The sequence below is a fragment of the Ideonella sp. BN130291 genome (assembly GCF_036231905.1).
Taxonomy (GTDB): domain Bacteria; phylum Pseudomonadota; class Gammaproteobacteria; order Burkholderiales; family Burkholderiaceae_C; genus CAMLIZ01.
In genome coordinates, this window is record NZ_JAZARE010000010.1 from 232714 (window position 1) to 256388 (window position 23675).

At 69.3% G+C, this 23675-nt stretch carries 19 protein-coding genes and 2 riboswitches; of the genes, 8 read left to right on the forward strand and 11 right to left on the reverse strand.

Features of this window, described 5'->3' with window-relative positions; genetic code table 11:
• Positions 1–117: 117 nt before the first annotated feature.
• A riboswitch (glycine riboswitch) is annotated at positions 118–206 on the forward strand.
• Between the two features lie 11 nt (positions 207–217).
• Positions 218–331: riboswitch (glycine riboswitch) on the forward strand.
• Positions 332–379: 48 nt separating this feature from the next.
• The 5 genes from gcvT to VPH43_RS21330 all read left to right on the forward strand — a co-directional run bounded on the left by gcvT (position 380) and on the right by VPH43_RS21330 (position 7149).
• Positions 380–1501, forward strand: a complete 1122-nt coding sequence (gene gcvT / locus VPH43_RS21310; protein WP_328579764.1) for a glycine cleavage system aminomethyltransferase GcvT — start codon at positions 380–382, stop codon at positions 1499–1501.
• 38 nt (positions 1502–1539) lie between these two features.
• Positions 1540–1914, forward strand: a complete 375-nt coding sequence (gcvH, locus tag VPH43_RS21315; RefSeq protein ID WP_328579765.1) for a glycine cleavage system protein GcvH — start codon at positions 1540–1542, stop codon at positions 1912–1914.
• An 85-nt stretch (positions 1915–1999) separates the two neighbouring features.
• Positions 2000–4897: an aminomethyl-transferring glycine dehydrogenase gene (gcvP, locus tag VPH43_RS21320; RefSeq protein WP_328579766.1), complete on the forward strand. Its 2898-nt coding sequence runs from the start codon at positions 2000–2002 to the stop codon at positions 4895–4897.
• A 1-nt stretch (position 4898) separates the two neighbouring features.
• Entirely contained in the window at positions 4899–5741 is an 843-nt protein-coding gene (locus VPH43_RS21325; RefSeq protein WP_328579767.1) for an alpha/beta hydrolase, read from the forward strand.
• A 16-nt stretch (positions 5742–5757) separates the two neighbouring features.
• Entirely contained in the window at positions 5758–7149 is a 1392-nt protein-coding gene (locus tag VPH43_RS21330) for an L-serine ammonia-lyase (RefSeq protein ID WP_328579768.1), read from the forward strand.
• Between the two features lie 598 nt (positions 7150–7747).
• On the opposite strand, the gene VPH43_RS21335 is transcribed toward VPH43_RS21330, so the two are convergent.
• From VPH43_RS21335 to VPH43_RS21345, 3 genes are all read right to left on the reverse strand, one after another.
• Complete coding sequence (locus VPH43_RS21335; protein ID WP_328579769.1) at positions 7748–8992, reverse strand: hypothetical protein; 1245 nt, start codon at positions 8990–8992, stop codon at positions 7748–7750.
• Between the two features lie 153 nt (positions 8993–9145).
• Positions 9146–10018, reverse strand: coding sequence for a hypothetical protein (locus tag VPH43_RS21340; protein ID WP_328579770.1), 873 nt, complete (start codon positions 10016–10018; stop codon positions 9146–9148).
• 320 nt (positions 10019–10338) lie between these two features.
• Complete coding sequence (locus tag VPH43_RS21345; RefSeq protein ID WP_328579771.1) at positions 10339–11571, reverse strand: SMP-30/gluconolactonase/LRE family protein; 1233 nt, start codon at positions 11569–11571, stop codon at positions 10339–10341.
• Positions 11572–11733: 162 nt separating this feature from the next.
• Here VPH43_RS21345 and VPH43_RS21350 point away from each other — a divergent pair, with 162 nt between their 5' ends.
• Positions 11734–12894: a hypothetical protein gene (locus tag VPH43_RS21350; RefSeq protein WP_328579772.1), complete on the forward strand. Its 1161-nt coding sequence runs from the start codon at positions 11734–11736 to the stop codon at positions 12892–12894.
• Positions 12895–13006: 112 nt separating this feature from the next.
• Entirely contained in the window at positions 13007–13777 is a 771-nt protein-coding gene (locus VPH43_RS21355; RefSeq protein ID WP_328579773.1) for a substrate-binding periplasmic protein, read from the forward strand.
• Between the two features lie 10 nt (positions 13778–13787).
• Here VPH43_RS21355 and VPH43_RS21360 read toward each other — a convergent pair whose 3' ends face one another.
• The 5 genes from VPH43_RS21360 to VPH43_RS21380 all read right to left on the reverse strand — a co-directional run bounded on the left by VPH43_RS21360 (position 13788) and on the right by VPH43_RS21380 (position 20730).
• Positions 13788–16931 carry a PAS domain S-box protein gene (locus VPH43_RS21360; RefSeq protein WP_328579774.1) on the reverse strand — a complete coding sequence of 1048 codons (3144 nt, stop codon included), beginning with the start codon at positions 16929–16931 and terminating at the stop codon, positions 13788–13790.
• 149 nt (positions 16932–17080) lie between these two features.
• The gene (locus VPH43_RS21365; protein ID WP_328579775.1) at positions 17081–18328 is read right to left on the reverse strand and encodes a family 1 glycosylhydrolase; all 1248 of its coding nucleotides are present in this window, start codon (positions 18326–18328) and stop codon (positions 17081–17083) included.
• A 5-nt stretch (positions 18329–18333) separates the two neighbouring features.
• A complete protein-coding gene (locus VPH43_RS21370; protein ID WP_328579776.1) occupies positions 18334–18864 on the reverse strand; it encodes a glycine zipper domain-containing protein in 531 nt (176 codons plus the stop codon).
• Positions 18865–18996: 132 nt separating this feature from the next.
• Positions 18997–20010, reverse strand: a complete 1014-nt coding sequence (locus tag VPH43_RS21375; RefSeq protein WP_328579777.1) for an aldo/keto reductase — start codon at positions 20008–20010, stop codon at positions 18997–18999.
• Between the two features lie 93 nt (positions 20011–20103).
• Positions 20104–20730 carry a hypothetical protein gene (locus VPH43_RS21380; RefSeq protein WP_328579778.1) on the reverse strand — a complete coding sequence of 209 codons (627 nt, stop codon included), beginning with the start codon at positions 20728–20730 and terminating at the stop codon, positions 20104–20106.
• Positions 20731–20827: 97 nt separating this feature from the next.
• On the opposite strand from VPH43_RS21380, the gene VPH43_RS21385 reads away from it, so the two are divergent.
• Positions 20828–21331 carry a hypothetical protein gene (locus VPH43_RS21385; protein WP_328579779.1) on the forward strand — a complete coding sequence of 168 codons (504 nt, stop codon included), beginning with the start codon at positions 20828–20830 and terminating at the stop codon, positions 21329–21331.
• A gap of 224 nt (positions 21332–21555) precedes the next feature.
• Here VPH43_RS21385 and VPH43_RS21390 read toward each other — a convergent pair whose 3' ends face one another.
• From VPH43_RS21390 to murQ, 3 genes are read right to left on the reverse strand one after another with little or no spacing between them, the layout of a single operon-like run.
• Positions 21556–22104: a hypothetical protein gene (locus VPH43_RS21390; protein WP_328579780.1), complete on the reverse strand. Its 549-nt coding sequence runs from the start codon at positions 22102–22104 to the stop codon at positions 21556–21558.
• A gap of 11 nt (positions 22105–22115) precedes the next feature.
• Positions 22116–22643, reverse strand: coding sequence for a hypothetical protein (locus VPH43_RS21395; protein WP_328579781.1), 528 nt, complete (start codon positions 22641–22643; stop codon positions 22116–22118).
• Between the two features lie 40 nt (positions 22644–22683).
• A complete protein-coding gene (gene murQ, locus VPH43_RS21400; RefSeq protein ID WP_328579782.1) occupies positions 22684–23574 on the reverse strand; it encodes an N-acetylmuramic acid 6-phosphate etherase in 891 nt (296 codons plus the stop codon).
• Between the last annotated feature and the right edge of the window lie 101 nt (positions 23575–23675).

Consider the following 23675-nt stretch of genomic DNA (forward strand, 5'->3'; position numbering starts at 1 on the left):
TGCCAGGCCACGGGCAGATGTTGGGAGGGCGGCAGCATAGAACCGATCCGGCAACGGCGCAGCCCGAATCCGGGCCGGCGAACGTGAGCACCCGTTTCAAAGGCGATCAGCTACACTGCCCGCTTGTCAGGAGAGAGCTTCACATGAAGCCGCCGAAGGCGCAGGGTCACCCCCGAACGCTCAGGCAAAAGGACTGGCAAGACGCTGCAGACTTGCGGCGTACCTCACTGGAGAGAGACGGGTTGCGAGCTCGTCCACCGAAGGGGCAAGCGGAACCACCGGCCACACCGGCTCCGTCAATCTCTCAGGTAAAGCGGACAGCGAGGGCATCCCCCACCTTCACCGGTGCAGGAATCGATGGCCCTCGGAGAACAACAGAATGTCCGCTGAAGAAAACCTGCTGAAGACCCCGCTCCATTCCCTGCACCTCGAACTCGGCGCCAAGATGGTGCCCTTTGCCGGCTACGACATGCCGGTGAGCTACCCCGCCGGCATCGTGGCCGAACACAAGCAGTGCCGCGAGTCCGCCGCGCTGTTCGACGTGTCGCACATGGGCCAGCTGCGCCTGATCGGCAACGAGGCCGCGGCCGCGCTGGAAACCCTGATGCCGGTGGACGTGGTGGACCTGCCCGTGGGCAAGCAGCGCTACGGCCTGTTCACCAACAGCAACGGCGGCATCCTCGACGACCTGATGATCACGCGGCGCGAGAACGACCTGTTCGTCATCGTCAACGCCGCCTGCAAGGACGCCGACACCCGGCATCTCATCACCCACATCGGCCACCGCTGCCAGATCGTGCCGCTGCCCGATCGCGCGCTGCTGGCGCTGCAGGGCCCCAAGGCGGTGGATGCGCTCGCGCGCATGAACCCGGGCGTGGCCAAGCTCACCTTCATGACCGGCGGCCACTTCGAGCTGGCCGGCGCCGACTGCTTCGTCACCCGCTCGGGCTACACCGGCGAGGACGGCTTCGAGATCTCGGTGCCTGATACCCATGCGATAGCGCTGGCGCGTGAGCTGCTCGCCGCCCCCGAGGTCAAGCCCGCCGGCCTGGGCGCACGCGACACGCTGCGCCTGGAAGCCGGGCTGTGCCTGTACGGCCACGACATCAACGAAACCACCACGCCGGTGGAAGCCGCGCTCACCTGGGCGATCCAGAAGGTGCGCCGCCCTGGTGGGGCGCGGGCTGGCCACTACCCCGGCGCAAGCGTCATCGAGGCGCAGCTCGCGGGCGGCGCCTCCAGCAAGCGCGTGGGCCTGGTGGGCCTGGAGCGCATGCCGGTGCGCGAAGGCGCGCAGATCTTCGATGCCCATGGCCACAAGCTCGGCCATGTGACCAGCGGCACGCTGGCGCCCGGCGTGAACCAGCCGATCGCGATGGCGTACCTGGCCGCCAACCACGCCCTGCCCAGCCACGAGGTGTACGCTGAGGTGCGCGGCAAGCGCTACCCGATGCGCGTGGCGCCCATGCCGTTTGCCCCCCACCGCTACCACCGCGGTTGAACCTTCCTTCTCCATCACGAACACGCCAGGAGCATCGAATGACGACCAAGTACACCGAAGAACACGAGTGGATCAACATCGAGGACCACGAAGCCGCGATCGTCGGCATCACCCACCATGCGCAGGACGCGCTGGGTGACGTGGTCTTCGTCGACCTGCCCGAAGTGGGCAAGAGCTACAAGAAGGGCGAGGTCGCCGGCGTCGTGGAATCGGTGAAGGCCGCGGCCGACCTGTACATGCCCTGCACCGGCGAAGTGGTGGAAGTGAACGAGGAGCTGCGCGCCAACCCGTCGCTGGCCAACACCGACCCGCTGGGCAATGGCTGGTTCTTCAAGGTGCATGTGACCAACATGGCCGAGTTCGACGAACTGATGGATCCGCCCGCGTACGACGCCCTGCTGAAGACCCTTTGATCCTCCCTTTCGGCATGCGGCCACCCGCCGCCTGCCGACGCCGGCGCCCACCGCGCCGTTTCTTTTTCTTCTGCCGCCACAAGCCATGCTGATGTCCGCCGTGAAGCCCCTGGGTGAACTCGAGAACTGTTCCGAATTCGTGGCGCGCCACATCGGGCCGGAGCAACGCGACGAACAGCACATGCTGAGCGTGATCGGCGCGGCCTCGCGCCGGGCGCTGATCGACGCCATCGTGCCGCAGGCCATCAAGCGGGCGCAGGGCATGCAGCTGCCCGCGCCGCTCACCGAAGCGCAGGCGCTGGCCGAGCTGAGGACGCTGGCGCAGCAGAACAAGGTGCTCAAGAGCTTCATCGGCCAGGGCTACCACGGCACCGTCACGCCGGGTGTCATCCTGCGCAACGTGCTGGAGAACCCCGCCTGGTACACCGCCTACACGCCCTACCAGGCGGAGATCAGCCAAGGCCGCATGGAAGCGCTGGTGAACTTCCAGACCATGGTGACCGACCTCACCGGCATGGCGATCGCCAATGCGTCCATGCTGGACGAGGCCACCTCCGCGGCCGAGGCCATGACGCTGGCGCTGCGCGTGGGCAAGAGCAAGAGCCTGAGCTTCTTCGTGGCCAACGACGTGCTGCCGCAGACGCTGGAAGTGGTGCGCACCCGTGCCACGCCGCTCGGCATCACCGTGGTGGTGGGCCCCGCCAAAGATGCCGCACAAGGCGAGCACTTTGCGGCGCTGTTCCAGTACCCCGGCGTGTCGGGGCGCGTGCGCAACCTGAAGCCGCTGACCGAAGCCGTGCACGCCAAGGGCGGCCTGGCGATCGTCGCCGCCGACTTGCTGGCGCTCACCCTGCTCACCCCCCCGGGCGAACAAGGTGCAGACATCGTGGTGGGCACCACCCAGCGCTTCGGCATGCCCATGGGCAACGGCGGCCCGCACGCGGCCTACATGGCGACCAAGGACGAGTTCAAGCGTTCCATGCCGGGCCGGCTGGTGGGCGTGAGCATCGACAGCCACGGCAACAAGGCCTACCGCCTGGCGCTGCAGACGCGCGAGCAGCACATCCGCCGCGAGAAGGCCACCTCCAACATCTGCACCGCGCAGGTGCTGCCCGCGGTGGTGGCCAGCATGTACGCCGTGTACCACGGCCCGGAGGGCCTGAAGCGCATCGCGCGCCGCGTGGCCAGCTACACCGCCATCCTGGCCGAGGGCCTGAAGTCCATGGGCTTCACGCTGGAGCACGAAGAGGCTTTCGACACGCTGGAAGTGCACACCGGCGTGCGCACCGACGAGCTGCTGTCCAGCGCCATCGCGCACGGCATGAACCTGCGCCATGCCAGCGCCACCACGCTGGGCATCACGCTGGACGAAACCACCACCCGCGCCGACATCGAGGCGCTGTGGCGCATGTTCGCCGGCGGCCAGTCGGTGCCCGGCTTCGACCGCTTCGAAAAAGGCATTTCGCCGCTGTACCCCGCCGAGCTGGAGCGCCGCAGCGCGTTCCTGTCGCACCCGGTGTTCAACGCGCACCACAGCGAGACCGAGATGCTGCGCTACCTGCGCGGCCTGGCCGACAAGGACCTGGCGCTGGACCGCACCATGATCCCGCTGGGCTCCTGCACCATGAAGCTCAACGCCACCAGCGAGATGATCCCCATCACCTGGCCGGAGTTTGCGCATGTGCACCCCTTCGCGCCGCGCGACCAGCTCAAGGGCTACGAGCTGCTGAATGAGCAGCTGTGCGCCTGGCTGAGCCAGGCCACGGGTTATGCCGGCGTGAGCCTGCAGCCCAATGCCGGCTCGCAGGGTGAGTACGCCGGCCTGCTGGTGATCAAGGCCTGGAACGAAGCGCGTGGCCAGGGCCATCGCGACATCGTGCTGATCCCCGAAAGCGCGCACGGCACCAACCCGGCCAGCGCCATGATGGTGGGCATGAAGGTCGTCGTCACCAAATGCGATGCCGATGGCAACGTGGACTTCGGTGACATGAAAGCGAAGTGCGAACAGCACAGCGACAAGCTGGCCGCGGTGATGGTGACCTACCCGTCCACCCACGGCGTGTTCGAGGACCACATCAAGGAGCTGTGTGCCGTGGTGCACCAGCACGGTGGCCGGGTGTACGTGGACGGCGCCAACATGAACGCGCTGGTGGGCGTGGCCGCGCCCGGGGAGTTTGGCGGCGACGTGAGCCACCTCAACCTGCACAAGACCTTCTGCATCCCGCACGGCGGCGGCGGCCCGGGCGTGGGCCCGGTGGCGGTGGTGGAAGACCTCAAGCCCTTCCTGCCCGCGCACCGCACGGCCGGCATCGGCACCGACAAGCAGATCGGCGCCGTGAGCGCTGCGCCCCTGGGCAACGCCGCCGTGCTGCCGATCAGCTGGATGTACTGCCGCATGATGGGCGCCGACGGCCTCACCCTCGCCACCGAAACCGCCATCCTCTCGGCCAACTACATCGCCGCGCGCCTGAACGAACACTTCCCCGTGCTCTACAGCGGCGGGATGGACGGCCTGAAGGGCGGTGGTGTGGCGCATGAGTGCATCCTCGACCTGCGCCCGCTGAAGGACGCCACCGGCATCAGCGCCGAAGACGTGGCCAAGCGCCTGATCGACTACGGCTTTCACGCGCCCACGCTCAGCTTCCCGGTGCCCGGCACGCTGATGGTCGAGCCCACCGAGAGCGAGCCGCTGGTAGAGCTGGACCGCTTCTGCGACGCGATGATCCAGATCCGCGAAGAGATCCGAAAGGTCGAACAAGGCGCCTGGCCGAAGGAAGACAACCCGCTGAAGAACGCGCCCCACACCGCCGAAGCCCTGCTCAAGACCGAGTGGACGCATGCCTACACCCGCGAGGAGGCCGCCTATCCGGTGGCCACCTTGCGGCGGCAGAAATACTGGGTGCCGGTGGGCCGGGTGGACAACGTGTACGGCGACCGCAACCTCTTCTGCGCCTGCATCCCCACTTCCGAATACGAAGCCTGATGTGCCAGCCGCCCGCGTCACGAAACTGTTCCTGGCGCTGGTGGTGCTGAGCTTCCTGGCCGGCTGCGTGGAGCGGCAGTTCTTCTACCCGGACCGCACGGTCTACACCACGCCGCAGCAGTTCGGGCTCGCGTCGCGGGACGTGACCATCCCCGGGCCGGACGGCAGCCGCCTGCATGGCTGGTGGCTGCCGGCTCAGGGCCCCGTGCGCGGCACGGTGCTGCACCTGCACGGCAACGCGGCCAACATCTCCAACCACCTGCCGCTGGTGGAATGGCTGCCCAAGGCCGGTTTCAACCTGCTCACCTTCGACTACCGCGGCTTCGGCCAGTCCAGCGGCGAGCCCAGCCTGGACGGCGTGGTGGCTGATTCCCTGGCAGCCCTGCGCTGGCTGCGCCAGCAACCGGGCGTGAACGCGCAGCGGGTGGTGGTGCTGGGGCAGAGCCTCGGCGGCGCCACGGCCGTGCGCACCGTGGTGGCAGATCCGGCGGGCGTGAAGCTGCTGGTGCTGGACTGCCCCTTCAGCAGCTACCGCGGCATCGCGCGTGATGCCGTGCGCGGCAGCGCGCTGGCCGCCCTGCTGCCCGCGGCGCAGTGGCTGCTGCCCGGCGCGGAGCGTGACCCGCTCACCGCCGTGAAAAAACTTACCGTGCCGGTGTTCGTGCTGCACAGCGCGGACGACACGGTCGTGCCTTTGGCACATGGCCGGGCCTTGTTTGCGGCCGCACCCGAACCGAAACAGTGGCTGGAAGTCCAACAGACCCAGCATGTCGACGGGCTCACACACGAGCCCGTGCGGCAGCAGGTGATCGCCGCGATGCAAACCGCATTGCAGGCGCCCTAGAACCGGAGACAACGAGATGGCAGTTTCAGCCTTCGATCTGTTCAAGATCGGCATCGGCCCCAGCAGCTCCCACACCGTGGGCCCCATGCGCGCCGCGCGCATGTTCGCGCTGCGCCTGCAGCACGAGGGCCTGCTCGATCGCACCGCCCGCGTGCAGTCGCAGCTGTATGGCTCCCTGGGCGCCACCGGCAAGGGCCACGGCAGCGACAAGGCCGTGCTGCTGGGCTTGCTGGGCCATGAGCCCGACACGGTGGATGTGGAGGCGGTGCCCGCGATGCTCGACGGCCTGCGTGGCACCGGCCGGCTGCGCCTGCTGGGGCAGCACGAGATCGCGTTCAACGAAGCGCAGGACCTCATCTTCCTGCGCCGCGAGACCCTGCCCTTCCATGCCAACGGCATGCGCATCACTGCCTTCGACGCCGCCGGCGCCGAGCTGCTGAGCAAGACCTACTACTCGGTGGGCGGCGGCTTCGTGGTGAGCGAGGAAGTGGCGGCCGACGGCAGCAAGCACAAGGCCGTCGCGCCTGACACCACCGTGCTGCCCTACCCCTTCCACAGCGGCGACGACCTGCTGGCGCTCACCCGGCGCGAACACTGCAGCATCGCCGAGATCATGCGGCGCAACGAGCGCCACTGGCGCACCGACGCCGAGATCGACGCCGGCCTGTTGCGCATCTGGAAGGCGATGCAGGATTGCGTGGCCCGCGGCTGCCGCACCGAAGGCATCCTGCCCGGCGGCTTCAAGGTCAAGCGCCGCGCGGCCGCGCTGTTCCAGGCGCTCACCAGCAACCCCGAAGCCGCCCTGCGGGACCCCCTGCAGGTGATCGACTGGGTGAACCTCTACGCCCTGGCGGTGAACGAGGAGAACGCCGCCGGCGGCCGCGTGGTGACGGCGCCCACCAACGGCGCTGCCGGCATCGTGCCCGCCGTGCTGCACTACTACGCGCGCTTCATCCCGAATGCGAATGACCAGGGCGTGATCGACTTTCTGCTTACCGCCGCGGCCATCGGCATCCTCTACAAGGAGAACGCCTCCATCTCGGGCGCCGAAGTGGGCTGCCAGGGCGAGGTCGGCGTGGCGTGTTCGATGGCTGCCGCCGCATTGGCAGCGGTGCTGGGCGGTACGCCGGAGCAGGTGGAGAACGCCGCCGAGATCGGCATGGAGCACCACCTGGGCCTCACCTGCGACCCGGTGGGCGGGTTGGTGCAGATCCCCTGCATCGAACGCAACGCCATCGCGTCGGTGAAGGCGCTGAACGCCGCCCGCATGGCGCTGCGCGGGGATGGCACCCACCATGTGAGCCTCGACAAGGTCATCAAGACCATGCGCGAGACGGGCGCGGACATGCAGGTGAAGTACAAGGAAACGGCGCGCGGCGGGCTGGCGGTGAATATCGTGGAGTGCTGAGGTTGTTCGGGTTGCTGCTCGTGCGTTGACCGAGCGAGCCAAGCCCCAGACGGGCAGCCGTCGGCGCTTCATCTGCTGGCCCTCGCTGCGCGAGGGTTCCCTGCGATGCTCGGTCTTGCGGCCCGTGGCTCAACTCGCTGCGTTCGCTTCGCTCACTGCGCTCAAACAGTCGCCACGAGTCAGTTGTTGATGCGCGCTAACGCGCGCGGCCGCAAGTCCTGTGCTTCTCGGCTGCGCACAGGCGCGCCGCCGTCTGCCCGCCTGGGGCTTGGCGGAAGCGTGGTGGGACTGGAGTGAACGCATGCGACCCTGAAGAGAGATACGGTGTCCCAATCTCTTTTCCGCAAAAGGTGTCGGTCCCACCTGATCGCCTGCTTCGAGCGGCCTGCCGAGTGCACGGTACACGTGGACGGCACTGCGCAGTCGCGACCCGCCCAAGAGGGCATCGTCATCTCGCAGCGGCCCACCCGCATCCAGGCGCAGTTCGACGCGAGCTGCCGCATTCGCGGCAGCTCGCGTCGGTTGGGGCATGGGCCCGGCGGGTGGCAGTGTCTGACGAATTCGGGGCCTTCAGCACCGCCCGCGCCGGCGCCCCGACTCACTTGCTGCCAAATACCTTGTTGACGTATCCCAGATCGAAGCTAAGCCCGAAGCTGGTGCCCTTGGCCCAGGTCTGCTTCGTGGGGATGGCGGTAGCGTCTCCCGTGAACGCGCTACCCACCGCCACGCCATCCAGCGCGGTCTGCTTGTTCCACTCGCGAACCACCAACAGGTTGATGCCGTTGGCGATCTCGTACGACAGGCCCAGGCCGAATCGTTTCGTGGGCTCCTTAAGACCGAACACGAGCAAGAGGCCGGTGCGATCGGCTACGTCGTTGTCGTGCAGTAGATCGCGGCCGGGGTACCCGAATCCGCCGCCCTTCATGAAATAGCGCGGGAAGGCTTGGACGACCACCGCGGCAACGTACTGCGTACCGCGTTGCTCAGCTTCTCGATCGGTGATCACGGATCCGGCTGAGGTGCTGCGCAGCGCATAGTCGGGCTCGCGCAACTTTGAGGCCAGCACCCCCAGGTGCAGCGTCGCGGTGTGGCGTTGGTACAGCGGGACGGCCTGCCCTTGTCCGGCCTGACCGCCGTCGATGCTGACGGCGACGGTCACCGAATCGCTGCTACACGACAGGGGCGAGCCGACGGTTTCCAGGACGGTCGGGCTACTGGCGCGAGTGGCTGTCTGCCCGCTAGGGCCGGACTGCAGTTGAGGCAGCGATCCACTGCTGAAGACCCGGACACCGGGAGCCGGCGTCGTGCAACCCGTGACGTTGGTGCTACGCCGGGCGGGTAGCACCTCTCCTGTGTTCACAACCACGCCGACATGCAAGGTGTCGTACTGGCGCACCGGGTACGGCACATGGCAGATAACACCTTTGCTGTCGAACAGTATCCAGCTGTGATTTCGCACCGTACGCTCCTCGGCGAGTGCGGCGCACACTTCCGGCGGGGCCGGTGTGGTGGTGGGCGTGTTCGCGGCCAGATCGGCCAGCGCAGGCGCGGCCTCCTTGCACGCCACCGCCTTGTCGGCGTCTTCTGCGGGTGTCACGTAAAACGGCTGCGCAACGCCGGGATCGGTGAGCTTGCCATTTTTGATGAACGCGAGCCGAAAGGCCTGTCGGTTCGGCTTGCCCTTGACCTCCGCCGTGACTTGCTCCACGGCCTGCTTGGGCGCGGTCCATCGTCCGCCCGATGCCACGGTTCCGCCCAGGCTGGCGATCACGACCTGGGCGTTGGCATCAGCGCCGCGGACGAGCCCGACGGCGGTGGCACCGGGCGGGGTGTCGACCTCCATTTGCGCGCCCGGCTCAAAAGCTAGGCACGTGTTCGCTGCGTGCGCGTGTACGCCTCCGCACAGCAGAGCCATGACCAGCATGTTGCGTGCAACTTGGCATGCTCTGCCAGCGTATGGATCGATTTTCTGTCGTTTCATAGTTCCTCCAAAACATCACCCCTGAAACAGGGACACACCTGCTACGTCGAGCACGATCTGCGCTGGCACGTAGAACGAGAACCTCACATCGAGTCGGCCCAGCAGGAAGCCCCACAGCCGATTTCCGTCGTCGACGAGCGCGCCGCCGGAATCGCCGGATTCGGAGACTGCGTCGGTCAGGATGAGGTTGTTGTAAGTCGCTCCTGGCGCATTGAAGGAACCATTCACGCCGGAGCACCGGGTCCTTCGAATTCCGCCGTCACCGTGAAGCAGGTACACAGTTCGGTGCAGGTCCGCCGGTCCAGGGGTATAGACAGGACCGATACGCACCTGGTCGCGGAAGAGGTTGTCCAGGCGCGCCGAACCCGTCGGGCTGAGCAGGGCATAGTCCACCGAGCCCTTCTGGCGCCTTTCGATGACATTGCAAGCGATGCGGTTCACTCCACTTTGGACCACCGCGCCGATGGAAGAAACCTCGCCGTTAGCCGACGACACGTCGCCGGGACCGAAGACCGTGCCGGCCTGATGCTCGAACTCGGCCGGGAGTCCGATCACATCGGTGGGAAGTGAGAACTCGTTGCGCCCCTCCTGCCAGTGCACGCGTTGGGGAATAGCGGCCACGGCCGAGGTGGGTGACGGCGCGTGCTTATCCGAGGTCATCACCACCAAACACAGTTCGTTGACGCGGCGCCTGCGCCGGTGCCGATGGCCGACAAAGGCGCCGAAGGCGTACCAGCGCTCCAACAGCGCGGGCAACTCGTCCTGCATCCACGAGGCAGGGGGCTGCCGACCGAACTCCGGGAGCGTCAGCCGCTTCAACAGTTCTGAGTCGATCGCCGCCTTTCGGATGCGGGGTGCCGAGCGCGCGCGAATTGTGTTGGATGGCATGGGCCCCAAGTGGAGAGCAACCGGGGCGACTTCGCATCCCCAATCCGGATGACGGCGCTGCGGCGACACGCGCGTTCGGGTTGCCAACGTTCCTGGAGAGATGTCAGCTTTGCAAGCTCGAAGGCCGACGCATAAGTGCTCGCCGTCGGCCAAGCGGTGGTGTACGGAGCGCCTGGCAGCAGTCGTTGTCGACGGTCAGCTCTTGGCCGTTTGCTGCCTCCCCATGCCACCACCCGCGCCCAGCCCCAGGCGGGCAGACGGCGGCGCGCCTGTGCGCAGCCGAGAAGCGCAGGGCTTGCGGCCGCGGGCGTCAGCGCGCTTCAGCGCCGCAGCGGCACCGCAATGACCTGCGGTGCCCTCAACGTGTCCGCATCCTTCAACGCCCCATCCGCCTGATACCGCCCGACCTGCGAATTCGCAATCACGTACAGCGCATCCCCCACCACCACGCCAGTGGTGGGCTCGTCGAACGCCGGATGGTGGTGCGACTGCAGCACCGTGTGCCCGGTGATGCGCCGCCCGCTCTCGTCCAGCGCGATGCGGATCACCCGCCCCGGGTTGCTCACGTTCTGGATGCCCACCAGTGCGCCGTCGTGCCACACCAGCCCGTCGATGCCGCCGGTGACCGTGTCGTCCGGTTGCGGCAGGCGCATCGCCTCGCCGGTCTGCGTGTCCACCAGCGCGATGCCGGTGGACAGCGCCACGTAGAGCCGCCCGTCCGGCGCCAGCGCCAGGCCGTTGGCCCCGCGCAGCCCACCTTCTGCGCCCACCCGGCTCATGGCCTTTTCGCCCGGGTGGCTGCGGAATAGGCTGCTGCCGCCGGAGTCGGTGGCGTACACCGTGCCGTCGGCCGCAATCGCCAGGTCGTTGAGCTGGTTCGCCTCCGGCGCCTCATGGCGCGACAGCAGGCGCCCGGTGCGCAGCTGAAAACACACCACCGCATTGCGGCGTTGCTGCTTCACGCTGTCTTCGAAGGCATTGGTGCTCACGGCGCACAGCCGCTGCCGGCGCGCGTCCACCGCCAAGCCGAGCACCGCGTCCAGCGCTGCTCCCTTGGGCGAGAAGTCGTGTGCGCGCCCGCGGGCGTTCACCGCCACGATCTTGTGCTGCGCCACGCTGCCCAGGAACACCCGCCGGCCGGCCGCGTCATGGGCGATGCCTTCCGGTATCAGGCGCGCGTCTGCCAGGCGCAGCACCACCGGCGCCGCCGGGGTGGCGGGCTCCTGGTCCCACAGGCGCTGGCGCAGGGCCTGAAACGCCGGGTCGCTCCAGATCGGGTCGAAGCCGATGCCTTGCGTGGGCACGATGCCCAGCCGCCGGCCCTCCAGCGCGCCCAGCGTCTTCAATGCCGCCGCGCGGTCGCCCAGCTGCACCTGCGTCAAGGCTTCGAAGTAGACGAGCAAACCATCGCCGGGCCGCTCGGTGCGCAGGGCCTGGATGCGGGCGAGCTGCTGTTGCAGCGGGTTGGCGGGCTGCTCTTCCGCCGCGCCGCGGGTGGGCAGCACCAGCGCGGCCAGCAAGCAGGTCCAGGGAATCAAGCGCAACAGTGGCATGGCGGCTCCGATGTCAATATCGTGGAATGTTGACGCTGTGGGCGGCGTGACGACGCCCCGGCGCCCGTCCCGGGGGGACCGGCGCCGCGGCTGCGCCGGCACAATCCCGGCTGCCTCGCAAGAGTGCGCACCACGCGTGCCGGAGGCCGGAGGGATTGCAACATGATCAGCACGTCATTGCGTGGAGGATGGCAGCGCCCGGCGCTGTGGAGTCTTTGCCTGTCGTCGGCCCTGCTGCTGGCGGCCTGCGGCGGAGGCGGTGGCGGCAGCAGCGGGCCGTCGTCCGTGAGCGTGGGCCGGGCCAGCCCCGCCAGCATCAGTGGCGAGGTGATGGTCAACGAGCGCATCCCCAGCGTCCACTTGACCGGCACCCTGAGCGGCGACGTCGAGAGCCTGCAGGGCAAACCGCTCTACGTGGTGGTGGAGGACCCAGCCTCGCTCTTCGAATCCACCGCCACCCTCATGGTGTTGCGGCAGGGCGTGGGCTACAGCTACACGCTGGACCTCTACCCCAAGCCCTTGCCCACCGCCGGCCACTTCACCGGCAACCTGCGCATCCACGCCTGCCTGGACAACCAGTGCAACCAGCACCTGGCCGGCACGCCGATGGCGGTGCCCTTCGACGTCACCGTGCTGGCCGGTCTGACGCTCAGCCGCAACGAGGTGACGCTCAACGTGCCCTTCGGCACCGTGCCGGACCCGCAGGCGATCGACGTCGCCGTGTCCAAGTACAGCACCGGCTGGGTGGCCAACAACACCACGCCGTACGTCTACGGCGTCCCCAAGACGACCAGCGTGCTGCCCGCGCAGGGCATGCTGCTCACCGCCCCGCAGCTCACGCTGCAGTGGCTGCCGGCGCCTCCCGGCACCCATGAGGAAACGGTGAAGGTCCAGGCGCAGGCGGTGCTGCCCGACAACCGCCACCTGAGCTACGAGCAGTCCATCGCCGTGCACTACACCGTGACACCCAACCCCGCCGTGGACCATGTGTTCTGGCCCGCTGGCGGGCTGGTGGTCCAGCAGTCGCGCACCGATAAGCTGATCCACGAGGTGAGCTACGGCATCGTCACCAACACCGGCGTGACCGCTGCACTCGTGGGTGTGGAATACCTGTCGCATCCCGCGGGCTCCGGCCCCAACGCGCCGGTGAACAGCTGGTGGAGCGAATACCCCTACCGCGAATACCACGCGTGCGTGGGCATCGGCGCCAGCTTCGACTGCCTGGTGCCCGGCGTTTACGCCGCGCAGGTTCGCTACCGGCTCACCTCGGCCGGCGGCACGCGCGACGTGCTGTACCCGATCACGCTCACCGTCACGCCCTGACCGCGGCGGTCTGGCGGTGAACACGGTCGAGTGCTGACCCTGGCACCGACCCGGCGACTGGGCTTCGGCCGGCGCGGCCGGTGCTACGCTGGCCTTCCGGGGGGAACATGCCATGTGGCTGCCACGCTGGAGCATTGCTCGCCTGCTGTTGTGGGCCGCCCTGCTGGGCGGCGTGCCGGCCGCGGCCGGCGCCGACCAGCGTGTGTTCCTGATCGGCACCGACCAGGTGGACACCGCGTTCACCGGCCTGTGGCAACGCCGCGTCTATGCCGAGGCGTTCAGGCGCCTGGGGTTGAAGGCCGAGTTTCCCTACTACCCGACCAAGCGCCTGAGCGCGCTGGTGGACGCCGGCGAGCTGGACGGCGACATGCTGCGCCGGCGCAGCTACGGCCTGGCCCACCCCGAGCAGGTGCAGGTCGATGTGCCAGTGATCGAGGTGCGCTTTGCGCTCTACACCGCCCATCCCGCGCTGCGCCTGGCGCGCCTGGAGGACCTGTCGGCCACCGGCTGGCAGGGGCACTACCGGCGCGGCGTGCTGTTCTGCGAAGACACGCTGAAGGCGCATGTGCCGGCACAGCGCCTGGCTGAAGTGACCACCACGGCGCAGGGCCTGAAAAGCCTGCTGGCAGGCCACACCGCCTTCCTGTGCGACATCGACCTCGCGGTGGACAACGTGCTCTACAGCCGGGAGATCCGGGGCGACGAACGTGTACGCGAGCTGCTCGCCATGGGGCCGCCCGAGCCGCTGTACCCGTATCTGCACAAGAAGAACGCGGACCTCGCGCCGCGCCTGGCGGCTGTGCTGCGGCAGATGAAGGCCGAAGGGCTGGTGGAGCGGTTGCGGCGGCAGGCGTTGCGCGACGTGATGTCGGGCCCGCGCTGAGCCTCCTGCCTCAGGCGGCGCCCACGCGCGTGGCGAGCAGGCGCTGCATGTCGGCCATGAAGCGCTCCAGGTCCAGCGGCTTGGTCCAGTAGTCGAGCGCACCGCAGCGTTTGGCGAGCTCCGCATCCTCCGGCTGGGCACCGGCCGACAGCACCACCACCCGCAGGCTCCGGGTCGCCGGGTGGGTGTGCAGTGCGGCCATCACTTCCACACCGTCCATGTCAGGCAGGCGCATGTCCAGCAGCACCAGGTCGGGCTGCAGTTCGCGCGCCAGCGCGATGCCGCGTGCACCGTCGGTGGCCTGGGCAAAACGCACCTGCGGCCAGCGCCCCAGCATCTCCTCCACGATGAGCAGGTTCACCGGGTTGTCTTCGATGTAGAGCACCAGGCCGGCCGGCTGTGGCGCGGAGGCCGGGTCGTCGGCAGGCGCCAGTGTCCCGGCCTCACCGTCCACCGCCGGAACAGGCAGGTGCAGGCGCACGGTGGTGCCCACGCCGACTTCGCTCTCCACCTGGATGGCGCCGTGCATCAGCTCCATCAGCTGGCGCGTCAGCGCCATGCCGATGCCCGAGCCCTCGATGCCGCCGCGCTCGCGGCCCAGGCGGTTGAAGGGCTCGAACAGGTGGGCCAGCTGGTCGCGCGTCATGCCCAGGCCGGTGTCGACCACATCCACCCGCACGCGGCCCGGCTCGCCCACCACCTGCACCCGCACCGTGCCGCCGGCTCGGTTGTACTTCACCGCGTTGCCGATGACATTGAGCATCACCTGGCGCACACGCACCGGATCGCCCCACACCGCGGCGGCCGGCTGCTGCCGGTAGGCCGGCTCCAGCGTCACGCCGTTGCTTTCGGCCTGCACCCGCAGCAGCTGCAGCGCCTCGTCGAGCAGGGCGCGCAGGTCGATGGCGCAGGTTTGCACCTGCAGCCGGCCGGACTCGATGCGCGAGACATCGAGCACGTCATTGATCAACGCCAGCAGGTGCCAGCCGGCCTGGCGGATGGTGTCCAGCTGCTCCTGCTCGCGCTCCGAGATGCGGTCGCGCAGGCCCGACTGCAGCAGCTGCGAAAAGCCCAGCACCGCGTTCAGCGGCGTGCGCAGCTCATGGCTCATGCGCGAGAGGAACTCGGTCTTCGCGCGGCTGGCCGCCTCGGCGGCCAGCTGGGCCTGGCGCGCACGTTCGGCCTCCAGCGCCCGGGTGGTGTCGCGCGCCACCACGGTCATCAACAGGTCCTCGCCCTCGCCCGAGCGCGAGATCGAGGCTTCGATCGGAAACTCCTCGCCATCGGCGCGCAGCCCTGCCAGGCGCCGGGCCTCGCCCATGCGCCGCGCCGACTCGCCGGAGACCGCGTAGGCGGCCACGTGGGCACGGTGTGCGGCACGCAGCGACGGCGGGATGAAGCGGTCGAGCGAGCCGCCCAGCGCCTGCGTGGCCGCGATGCGGAACATCTGCGTCGCGGCCCGGTTGAACACCACGATGCGTTGCTGGGCGTCCACGCTGACGATGGCGTCCAGCGCCGTTTCGATGATGGACGACAGCCGCCCCTCGCTTTCGCGCAGCGCACGCTCCATGCGCTTGCGCTCGGTGATGTCGCTCACGATGGTGAGCGCACAGGCGCGGCCGCCAAACTCGATCGGCTCCGCATTGATCAGCACGTCGCGCAGCTCGCCCGAGCGCACGCGTAGCCTGGTGTCGAAGTCGCGCGCCATACCGTCGCTGTTCACCTTCGCGATCAGGCGTGCGCGCTCGGCTTCGGACATGCCCACGCCCAGGTCCGACAGGCGCCGGCCCAGCAGCTCCGCGCGCCCATGGCCGAAGCGCTCGCAGGCCGCCGCATTGATCTCGACCACGGTTCCGTCGTCCAGCGCGCCCACCACCACCGGCATCGGCATCGCGCCGAACAGCCGGCTGAAGCGCCGGAAGCCGGCTTCCACCTCGCGCTGCGCGGCCACGCGGGCCGCGTCGCGGTCGAAGTTGTCCAGCGCAAACGACAGGTCGGCGGCGAGCTCGTCGAGCAGCTCGATCACGCCGTCGTCGAACACGCCCGTCTCGCTGGCATACAGGCTCAGCGCCCCCGCCACCCGGCCGCCACGGCGCACCGGAAAAGCCGCGCAGGCGCGCACGCCGTGCGCAAGGGCGCGCTCGTGCATCGGCACGGTGTGCGGGTCGGCCAGGTAGTCGTTGCTCACGCCGTGCCGGCCGGCGAACAAGGCCAGCGCCAGCGGGATGCCGGCATCGGCCACGCTGGAGTGCGGGCCCAGGTCGATGCCGGCGAACATCTCTCGCACCGGGCCCACCGAGCCCACGATCACCGGCCGTTCGCTTTGTTCGTCCAGCAGCCACAGGCAGGCCATGCGCGCGTGCCCGGTCTCCACGCAGATGCGGCAGATCTCCGCATACAGCGCTTCGGGATGGTGCTCGCGCAGGATGAGCTGGTTGGAGCGCGACAGCGCCGCATAAAACCGCGACAGCCGGTCGGTGCTGGCCTCCTCCTGGCGCAGGCGCTCCAGCGTGTGGCGCTGCTCGTCGAACAGGTGCTGCAGGGCGTCTCGCATGTGTTCGAGGCGCTCGCCCAGGCGGCCGATCTCGTCGTCGCGGCGGCGCCGCAGCACGGCCGAAAAGCGGCCATCGGCCAGTTCGTTGGCAAACCGGCCCAGCTCGCCCAGCGGCCGCGCCACCCGTGAATGCAGCAATGCCAGTAGCAGCAGCAGCGACACCAGCACCTGGCCGCCCACGGTCCACGCGTACAGCCAGCGCTGCTGCGACAGGGCCGCAGCGGCCGCGCTGTCGTTGATCTCGATGCGCAGCCGCCCCAGTACCTGCCCCTGGCGCTCGATGTCGCGCTCACCCGAGTGGAGGCGGCCGATGCGGCGCTCGCGCTGTTCCAGCGTCACGAAAGGCCGGCTTTGCGCGCGGTCGGTGACTTGCACGCTCACCATGTCGGGCGAGCGCATCGCAGCCTGCACCAGCTCGCGGGCCGATACCTCGTCCAGGCCCCACATCAGCTCGCTCAGGCCGCGCGCCAACAGGTCCAGCCGGGCGTCCATCTCCTGCTGCTGGCGTTCGGCCACCGCGGCCGGCTGGTGCACGCCGATGAGCAGCACCCCCACCAGCGCGGCCGGCACGAGCAGGCCCACGCAGACCACGAGGGCCATGGCCGAAAAAAGCGACCGGGGACTGCGCTCCTTCGACATCGATCCCTTCTCCGGCGAGGAAACCCGCGGGCAGCGTACACCATGCTGGTGCGCTGGAAGACCGCCGCCATCCCTGGCATAGGGTTTGCTCTACACCGGGTTTCGGGGTCTCAGGACCAGTCGCGGTCCGGCCGCAGTTGCAAGCGCCGCGCCGCCTCGGTCACGTCGCCCAGGTCCACCGGGTCGCTGAACGGGTCCTCGTCCAGCACCGTCACGCGGTTGAGCTGCTTCTGCCAGCGCCGCAGCTCGTCCACATAGGGCCCGAAGGGCTGGCGCTTGAGTACGCCGGCCTCGTCGACCAGGTCACACAGGCCGTTGTGCAGCCACTCGCCGGTGTGCCAGTCCGGCATGTCGACCGCAGGGAACAGGCAGATGCCGTGCAGGGCTATGCCCTGGTTCACCGCGGCGAGCGACTCTTCCATCACGTCCTTCAGCCAGGCCTCGCGGCCCTCTTTCATGCCGCTGGTCTCGGCAATGATCATCGGCCGGCCATAGCGCTTCCACACGCCGGCGAGCAGATCGCACAGCGGCACGATGCGCGGATCGCTGGGCTCCAGCGCCATGTGCGGCCCGTGCTCGCGGTATTCCATCTGCCCGAAGGAATAGCAGTTGCACCCCACGATGTCCAGCACCTCCGGCGCACCGCCCAGCTCCGGATGCTGACGGCCGGCCAGCACATCCCAGGCGAAGAACGCGTCGTCCTCCATCTCGCGCCGGGCCGCCTCCGCCTGGTCGGGGCGGTCGTGGGGCGGCACCACGCGGATCAGCGGCTCCACGTGCACCATGCGCGCCTCCCGGTCCACCCGGCGGATGGCATGCACCCCCGCCACCGCGGCCTGGCACAGCACGCGCCGCAAGCGCATGCGGGTGTCCCTGTCCTTGCCGAAGGGGCCCATCCAGCCCCACTCACCGCCGGCAAAGCCCCAGAAGGTGATCTCGTTGATGGGCGTAAAACAATGCGGCCCGCGCACGCGCTCGGTGACGTAGCGCGCCGCGGCTTCGCAATAGCGGGCGAAGCGCTCGCAGAACCCGGCCGAGAACGGCGCGGCGTCGTCGGGGTAGCCGTAGTGGCAGAGGTCCCAGACGGGCAGGATCTGCGCCTCGTTCATCGCCTCGATCAACGGGTCGATGAGCGAGAAGTCATAGCGCCCGCCGCCCTGGTCCACCATCGGCCAGGGAATGCCCTCGCGGGCCACCGCGATGCCGAGGCTGCGCAGGAGTTGGTAGTCCTCCCGCGCATGGCGCAGATGCTGCGTCTCGGCGGCGAGGTCACGCCGGCCCTTGTCCTTCCACAAGAAGGTCGAGCACTCGAAGCCCGACAGGAAGAAGGTGGGGAAGATGCCGGCGCGGCCCGCCATCGGGGTCACTTGCCGTCGCGGTCGGAGTCACCCGGCACGGCGCGCTCCACCGTGTCCTTCACCCGGTGCCAGGCATCACGGCTGGCGTGCCTGGCATCGTCCCAGGCCAGGCGCGAGCTGCCGCGGGCACTGTCCCAGCCGGTGGCGAGATCGCTTTCGCTTTCGTCCCAGGCGCGCTGGCCGCCCGTGCGGGTGTAGGAGTCGACGCCATAGCGGTAGGCGGGGCCATAGTCGTCATAGCCGTAGCTCTGGGACACATACGGACGGCTGGCGTAGTTGTCGCGCCAGTAGGCGTCCTCGGCCTCCGGGTCCACCATCTCGGCGATGCCGCCGCCGGCCAGGGCACCGGCGACCGCACCGGCAGCAGCGCCCACCAGCGTGCCCACCGGGCCGGCGGCAGAACCAATCGCTGCACCCGCGGCCAGGCCACCCACAGCACCCACGCTGGTGCCCACGGGATGCGAGCCGACGGCGTCGCGCATGGTGTCGCTCGCGGTCCTGGTTTCGCCCTTGGCGAGGGGTTTGTCTTCTCTCATCGCGTTCTCCTGTCGTTCAACACATGGGAGGGCATGCAGGCCGCCACCCCCGGCAGCCATTGCAGCGTGAACGCAGGCGGGCATGCATCGTCCACAGCCCCGTTGGCGTGTAGGGCTGGGATGACGCCGCGCTCATTCGTGGCCCAGCACCGGATGCGGCTCGTAAGCCTCCGCAAGGCTCTTGAGTTCCTGCTCGCTGAGCTGCAGCGACACCGCGGCGGCGGCGTCGTCCAGCTGGGGCAGCTTGCTGGCGCCGATGATGGGTGCGGTGACGCCGGGCTGGTGCAGCAGCCAGGCATAGGCCACCGTCGCAGCACTCACGCCGCGCTCGGCGGCCACCGCCTTCACACGCTCCACGATGCGGAAGTCGCTGTCGCGGTAGTAGTAGTTCTGCGCAATGGAATCTGTCTGCGCACGCGAGGTGGCCGCGCCGGCCTTGTCCTCGCGGCCGCGGTTGCCGGCCAGGAAGCCGCGCGCGAGCGGGCTCCACGGGATGAGCGCCACGCCCTGGTCGCGGCACAGCGGAATCATCTCCCGCTCTTCTTCGCGATACACCAGGTTGTAGTGGTTCTGCATGCTCACGAAGCGGCTCCAGCCGTGCTGGTGCGCCAGCGCCTGCGCCTTGGCGAACTGCCAGGCCCACATGGAGCTGGCGCCGAGGTAGCGCACCTTGCCGGCTTTCACCACCTCGTGCAGCGCCTCCATCGTCTCCTCGATCGGCGTGTGCGGATCCCAGCGGTGGATCTGGTACAGGTCGATGTAGTCGGTGCCAAGGCGCTGCAGGCTGCAGTCCACCGCATGGAAGATGCGTTTGCGCGACAGGCCTTGTGCGTTGGGGCTGCCGGTCCAGGCGCCGCCGCGGTAGTCCAGGCTCACCGGGAAGTAGAGCTTGGTGGCGATCACCACCTCGTCGCGCTTGCAGAACTCGCGCACGAAGCGGCCGGTGAGCACTTCGCTTTCGCCGGCGGAATACATGTCGGCGGTGTCGAAGAAGTTGATGCCGAGTTCGACGGCGCGTTGCACGAGCGGGCGGCTGGCGGCTTCGTCCAGCACCCAGGGCCGCCACTGCGGCGTGCCGTAGGTCATCATGCCCAGCGCGATGCGCGAGACGGAAAGGCCGGTGTGGCCGAGGCGGGTGGTTTGCATGCAGCGCGCTCCTTGGAGCGCAGCAGCCTACGCGCTCGCGCGCAACCCTGCAGGCGGCCGGGCAAGTGCCCGGCCCGTGCCGTCAGCCTGCGTTCAGAACAGGCCGGCCTTGTCGGCCGCGCCCAGCACCGTGCGCGCCAGCTCACCCACCTGCGCGCTCACGTCACTCGAAGGCGGCGCGCTGGCCTTGGCGGTCCACAGCATGCGGCCGCTGGCCACATCGGTGAGCGTGCCGTTGGCCGCATAGCCGTTGCGGCCCTGCCCGCCGCCCACCGGCAAGGTGACACCCACGCCGCCGCCCACATGACTGCCGCCGCCGAAGCCGCCCAGGCCCACCGAGAAGCCCGAGCCCGCCGACTGGTCGGCGATCTGCATGGTGGTTGACCACACCGCCTTGGCGCCCGCAAGCCGCGCGGCGCCGAGCAACTGGTCCGCCGGCACCGGGCGGCCCGGCGTGCTGTTGGGCACGTCGGCGGCCAGTACGGGCGAGGCACCGCGCGCGGTGAGCTCGGAGGCCATCTGGTCCAGGCACAGGCGCTTGACCACCGGCTCATAGGCCTCGCAGGCCACCATGACCTTGGCGCCGCGCAGCAGGCCGGGGGCGAGCTGCGGGTCGGCCCATTGCGCGTCCAGGCGGGTGGACGCGCAGCCGGCGGCCAGGAACAGTACCGCCGTGGCCAGCACGGTGTTCAGGGCGATGCGGGGTGCGAGCGTGTTCATGGCGTGGTCTCCAGTCACCAGGAGAGGGGCAAGCGCTGTGCCGCGGCAGGGCACGTGGGTTGCCGCCTGGACACATCACTCAACAACGGAGCGGGCCATGGGCTTGATGGACACTCTTCAGCAGTACGCCGTGCGGGCGACCGACACGCACACCGACTTCGACGAAGTGGCGCGCCAGGTGCCGCCCGACGTGCTGGGCGCCGGCGTGGCGCACGCCTTCCGGGCCGACCAGACGCCGCCATTCGGGCAGATGCTGGGCCAGCTCTTCGGCAACTCCGGGCCTCAGCTGCGTGCGGGCGTGCTGAACCAGCTGATCCGCACCGTGGGGCCGGCCGTGCTGAGCAACCTGGCCGGCGGCGTGCTGGGCCGCCTCGGTCAGGGCGCGGGCGGCAGCGCCCCGCCCAACATCACTCCGGAGGACGCCGCCCGGATCACCCCGGAGCAGGTGCACGAGATCGCCCAGGAGGCCGAAAAGAAGGACCCCGGCGTGATGGACAAGATCGGCAGCGTCTACGCACAACACCCCGAGGTGGTGAAGGTGCTGGGCGGCGCCGCGCTGGCCGTGGCACTGGGCCACATGGCACAGCGGATGAACCGCTGACGCGCCCGCATCGGCCGCAGATCGCGGCCCCCTGGGACAGGCCCGAGCGGTCAGGGGTCCTCCCCCACGCGCCTACCCGTCCCCAAGGGGCCGAGAGTCCCTCTGGGACAGGCCGCAAAGCGGCCAGGGGCAGCCTTGGAGGCGGGGCGAAACGCGGACGGGTTGCCCGGCCGCGTTTCGTAGCCCCCACGGGGGGCGGCCGCCAGGCGGCCAGGGGCTCACTTTCAGCGGCCGTCGCCGTCCGAATCGCCGGGCACGGCGCGCTCCACCCGGTCGCTCACCCGCTGCCAGGCGTCGCGAGTGGCGTGTTTGGCGTCGTCCCACTCCAGCCGGGAGCCGCTGCGCGCCGCATGCCAGCCGGCCGACAAATCGGTCTCCGCCTCCGAGAAGGTGCGGCCTTCCTGCCGGTTGAACTCGTCCACGCCATAACGGAACGCCGGGCCGTAGTCGTCGTAGCTGGCGCCCGGGCTCACATAGGGCCGGCCGGCGAAGTTGTCGCGCCAGTAGGCGTCCTCCAGCGTCGGGTCCACCAGCTCGGCCACGCTCTTGCCGGCCAAACCGCCGACGACGGCGCCCACCGCGGCACCGACCACCGTGCCCACCGGGCCGGCGACGGTGCCCACCGCCGCGCCGGCCGCCAGGCCGCCGGCGGCTGCACCCACGCCCACGCCGACCGGGTGGGCGCCGGGCGCACCGGTGAGTGGGTCCTTGTTCAGGCTGCCCTTGCGGCTGCTGTCCGGGTCGCCCTTGGCCAGGGGTTTGTCTTCACGCATGAGGATCTCCTTCACTGCTTGGGAGGCTGGGCGGGAGCGGCGCTCCCGTTCGTGGCGCTCGTGCCGCTGGTGGAGGTGGTGGGCGCCGGGGTGGTGGCGTCCGGGGCCGCCGGGGTGGCGTTCGAGCCAGCCGCAGGCGGCGTGCCGATCTGCACTGTGGTCGTCTCCTTGTAGAGGCCGCCACCTTCCACGCTGCCGCTCACCGTGCCGCGGCCTTCGGCACGCGCCACGCAATCGGCCTGGTCCTGCGCCGGCAAGGCCTGGCACCGCGCCAGGGCATTGCGCTTGTAGGCAGCCTGCTGGCCGTTGTCCAGGCGGCCCCGGCGTGCTTCGGCCAGGGCATTGCGCGCCTCTTTCAGGCAGGTGGCGCGGTCCTGCTGGGACTGCCCGCTCATGCAACGGGCCTTTTCCTGCTGGTAGCGCTGCTCGGCCGCGCTCTGGTTGCCGGCCGCCCAGGCGGCGCAGGTGGCCATCAGGGCCAGCGCCGTGCACACGCGCCGGCCGGCGAACAAACGCCTGGCAGTGGGTTTCATGTCCATGCGGGTCTCCTTGGCTTGGCCCGCAGACGGCGCGGGCCCTCTACCCCGCTCTGTCGGCAAGCGCCGTGCGCACGCTGCCGCGGGCAGCGCCCAACCGGGCCTGCGCCTGGTCCACATCCACCCCCTTGAGGATGGCGACGATGGCCACCTTGACGCGGTGGTCGCAGGCCTGCAGCGTGCGCAGGGCGGTGGCCTCGTCGGCGCCGGTGGCCCGCATGGTGAGGCTAAGCGCCCGCCGGTGCAGCTTGGCGTTGGTGGGATGCACGTCCACCATCAGGTTCTTGTAGACCTTGTTCAGCCGCACCATGATGGCGCTGGACAAGGTGTTGAGCGCGATCTTCTGCGAGGTGCCGGCCTTGAGGCGCGTGCTGCCGGAGATGATCTCGCTGCCGGTGTTGAGCGTGATGCCGAGCTCGGCTTCCTTGGTGAGCGGCGCGGCCGGGTTGTTGGCAATGCCGATCGTCAGCGCACCGGCAGCCCGGGCCGCCGCCAGCGCACCCATCACGTAGGGGGTGGTGCCGGAGGCGGCCAGCAGGATCACCACGTCATGGGGGCTTACCGCCGCGCTGGCGATGTCCGCCGCGCCTTGTTCAGCGCTGTCCTCCGCGCCTTCCACCGCCTCGAACATCGCCGGCGTGCCGCCCGCGATCAAGGCCACCGCCTGGTCACGCGGCCACGAGAAGGTGGGGTAGAGCTCCACGCTGTCCAGCACGCCCAGGCGGCCGGAGGTGCCGGCACCCACGTAGACCAGCCGGCCGCCAGCCGCGATGCGCGGCACCGCCGCCTCCACCGCGGCGGCAATGCGCCCGCCGGCCCAGCGCACGGCGTTCAGCGCATGCGCCTGGTCGTCGATGAAGGCATCGACCAGCTGCTCGGTGGGATACAGGTCGAGGTCGGGATGGGTATCGCTCGGTGCTTCGGTTTTCAGCATCGCGGGGCGGAAAGCGGGTTCGCAGTGGTTATACGCCGAACAGGGCAAACCCTGAACCTGCGGCCCGGAAGTGTTGCCTGGGCGCACTGCGCTGCGAGGCG

Bases quoted from the DNA above. Each gene is read 5' to 3' on its own strand.
- gcvT (WP_328579764.1), top strand. From the start codon at position 380: ATGTCCGCTGAAGAAAACCTGCTGAAGACCCCGCTCCATTCCCTGCAC.
- gcvH (WP_328579765.1), top strand. From the start codon at position 1,540: ATGACGACCAAGTACACCGAAGAACACGAGTGGATCAACATCGAGGAC.
- gcvP (WP_328579766.1), top strand. From the start codon at position 2,000: ATGCTGATGTCCGCCGTGAAGCCCCTGGGTGAACTCGAGAACTGTTCC.
- VPH43_RS21330 (WP_328579768.1), top strand. From the start codon at position 5,758: ATGGCAGTTTCAGCCTTCGATCTGTTCAAGATCGGCATCGGCCCCAGC.
- VPH43_RS21335 (WP_328579769.1), bottom strand. From the start codon at position 8,992: ATGGAGGTCGACACCCCGCCCGGTGCCACCGCCGTCGGGCTCGTCCGC.
- VPH43_RS21340 (WP_328579770.1), bottom strand. From the start codon at position 10,018: ATGCCATCCAACACAATTCGCGCGCGCTCGGCACCCCGCATCCGAAAG.
- VPH43_RS21345 (WP_328579771.1), bottom strand. From the start codon at position 11,571: ATGCCACTGTTGCGCTTGATTCCCTGGACCTGCTTGCTGGCCGCGCTG.
- VPH43_RS21350 (WP_328579772.1), top strand. From the start codon at position 11,734: ATGATCAGCACGTCATTGCGTGGAGGATGGCAGCGCCCGGCGCTGTGG.
- VPH43_RS21355 (WP_328579773.1), top strand. From the start codon at position 13,007: ATGTGGCTGCCACGCTGGAGCATTGCTCGCCTGCTGTTGTGGGCCGCC.
- VPH43_RS21360 (WP_328579774.1), bottom strand. From the start codon at position 16,931: ATGGCCCTCGTGGTCTGCGTGGGCCTGCTCGTGCCGGCCGCGCTGGTG.
- VPH43_RS21365 (WP_328579775.1), bottom strand. From the start codon at position 18,328: ATGGCGGGCCGCGCCGGCATCTTCCCCACCTTCTTCCTGTCGGGCTTC.
- VPH43_RS21370 (WP_328579776.1), bottom strand. From the start codon at position 18,864: ATGAGAGAAGACAAACCCCTCGCCAAGGGCGAAACCAGGACCGCGAGC.
- VPH43_RS21375 (WP_328579777.1), bottom strand. From the start codon at position 20,010: ATGCAAACCACCCGCCTCGGCCACACCGGCCTTTCCGTCTCGCGCATC.
- VPH43_RS21380 (WP_328579778.1), bottom strand. From the start codon at position 20,730: ATGAACACGCTCGCACCCCGCATCGCCCTGAACACCGTGCTGGCCACG.
- VPH43_RS21385 (WP_328579779.1), top strand. From the start codon at position 20,828: ATGGGCTTGATGGACACTCTTCAGCAGTACGCCGTGCGGGCGACCGAC.
- VPH43_RS21390 (WP_328579780.1), bottom strand. From the start codon at position 22,104: ATGCGTGAAGACAAACCCCTGGCCAAGGGCGACCCGGACAGCAGCCGC.
- VPH43_RS21395 (WP_328579781.1), bottom strand. From the start codon at position 22,643: ATGGACATGAAACCCACTGCCAGGCGTTTGTTCGCCGGCCGGCGCGTG.
- murQ (WP_328579782.1), bottom strand. From the start codon at position 23,574: ATGCTGAAAACCGAAGCACCGAGCGATACCCATCCCGACCTCGACCTG.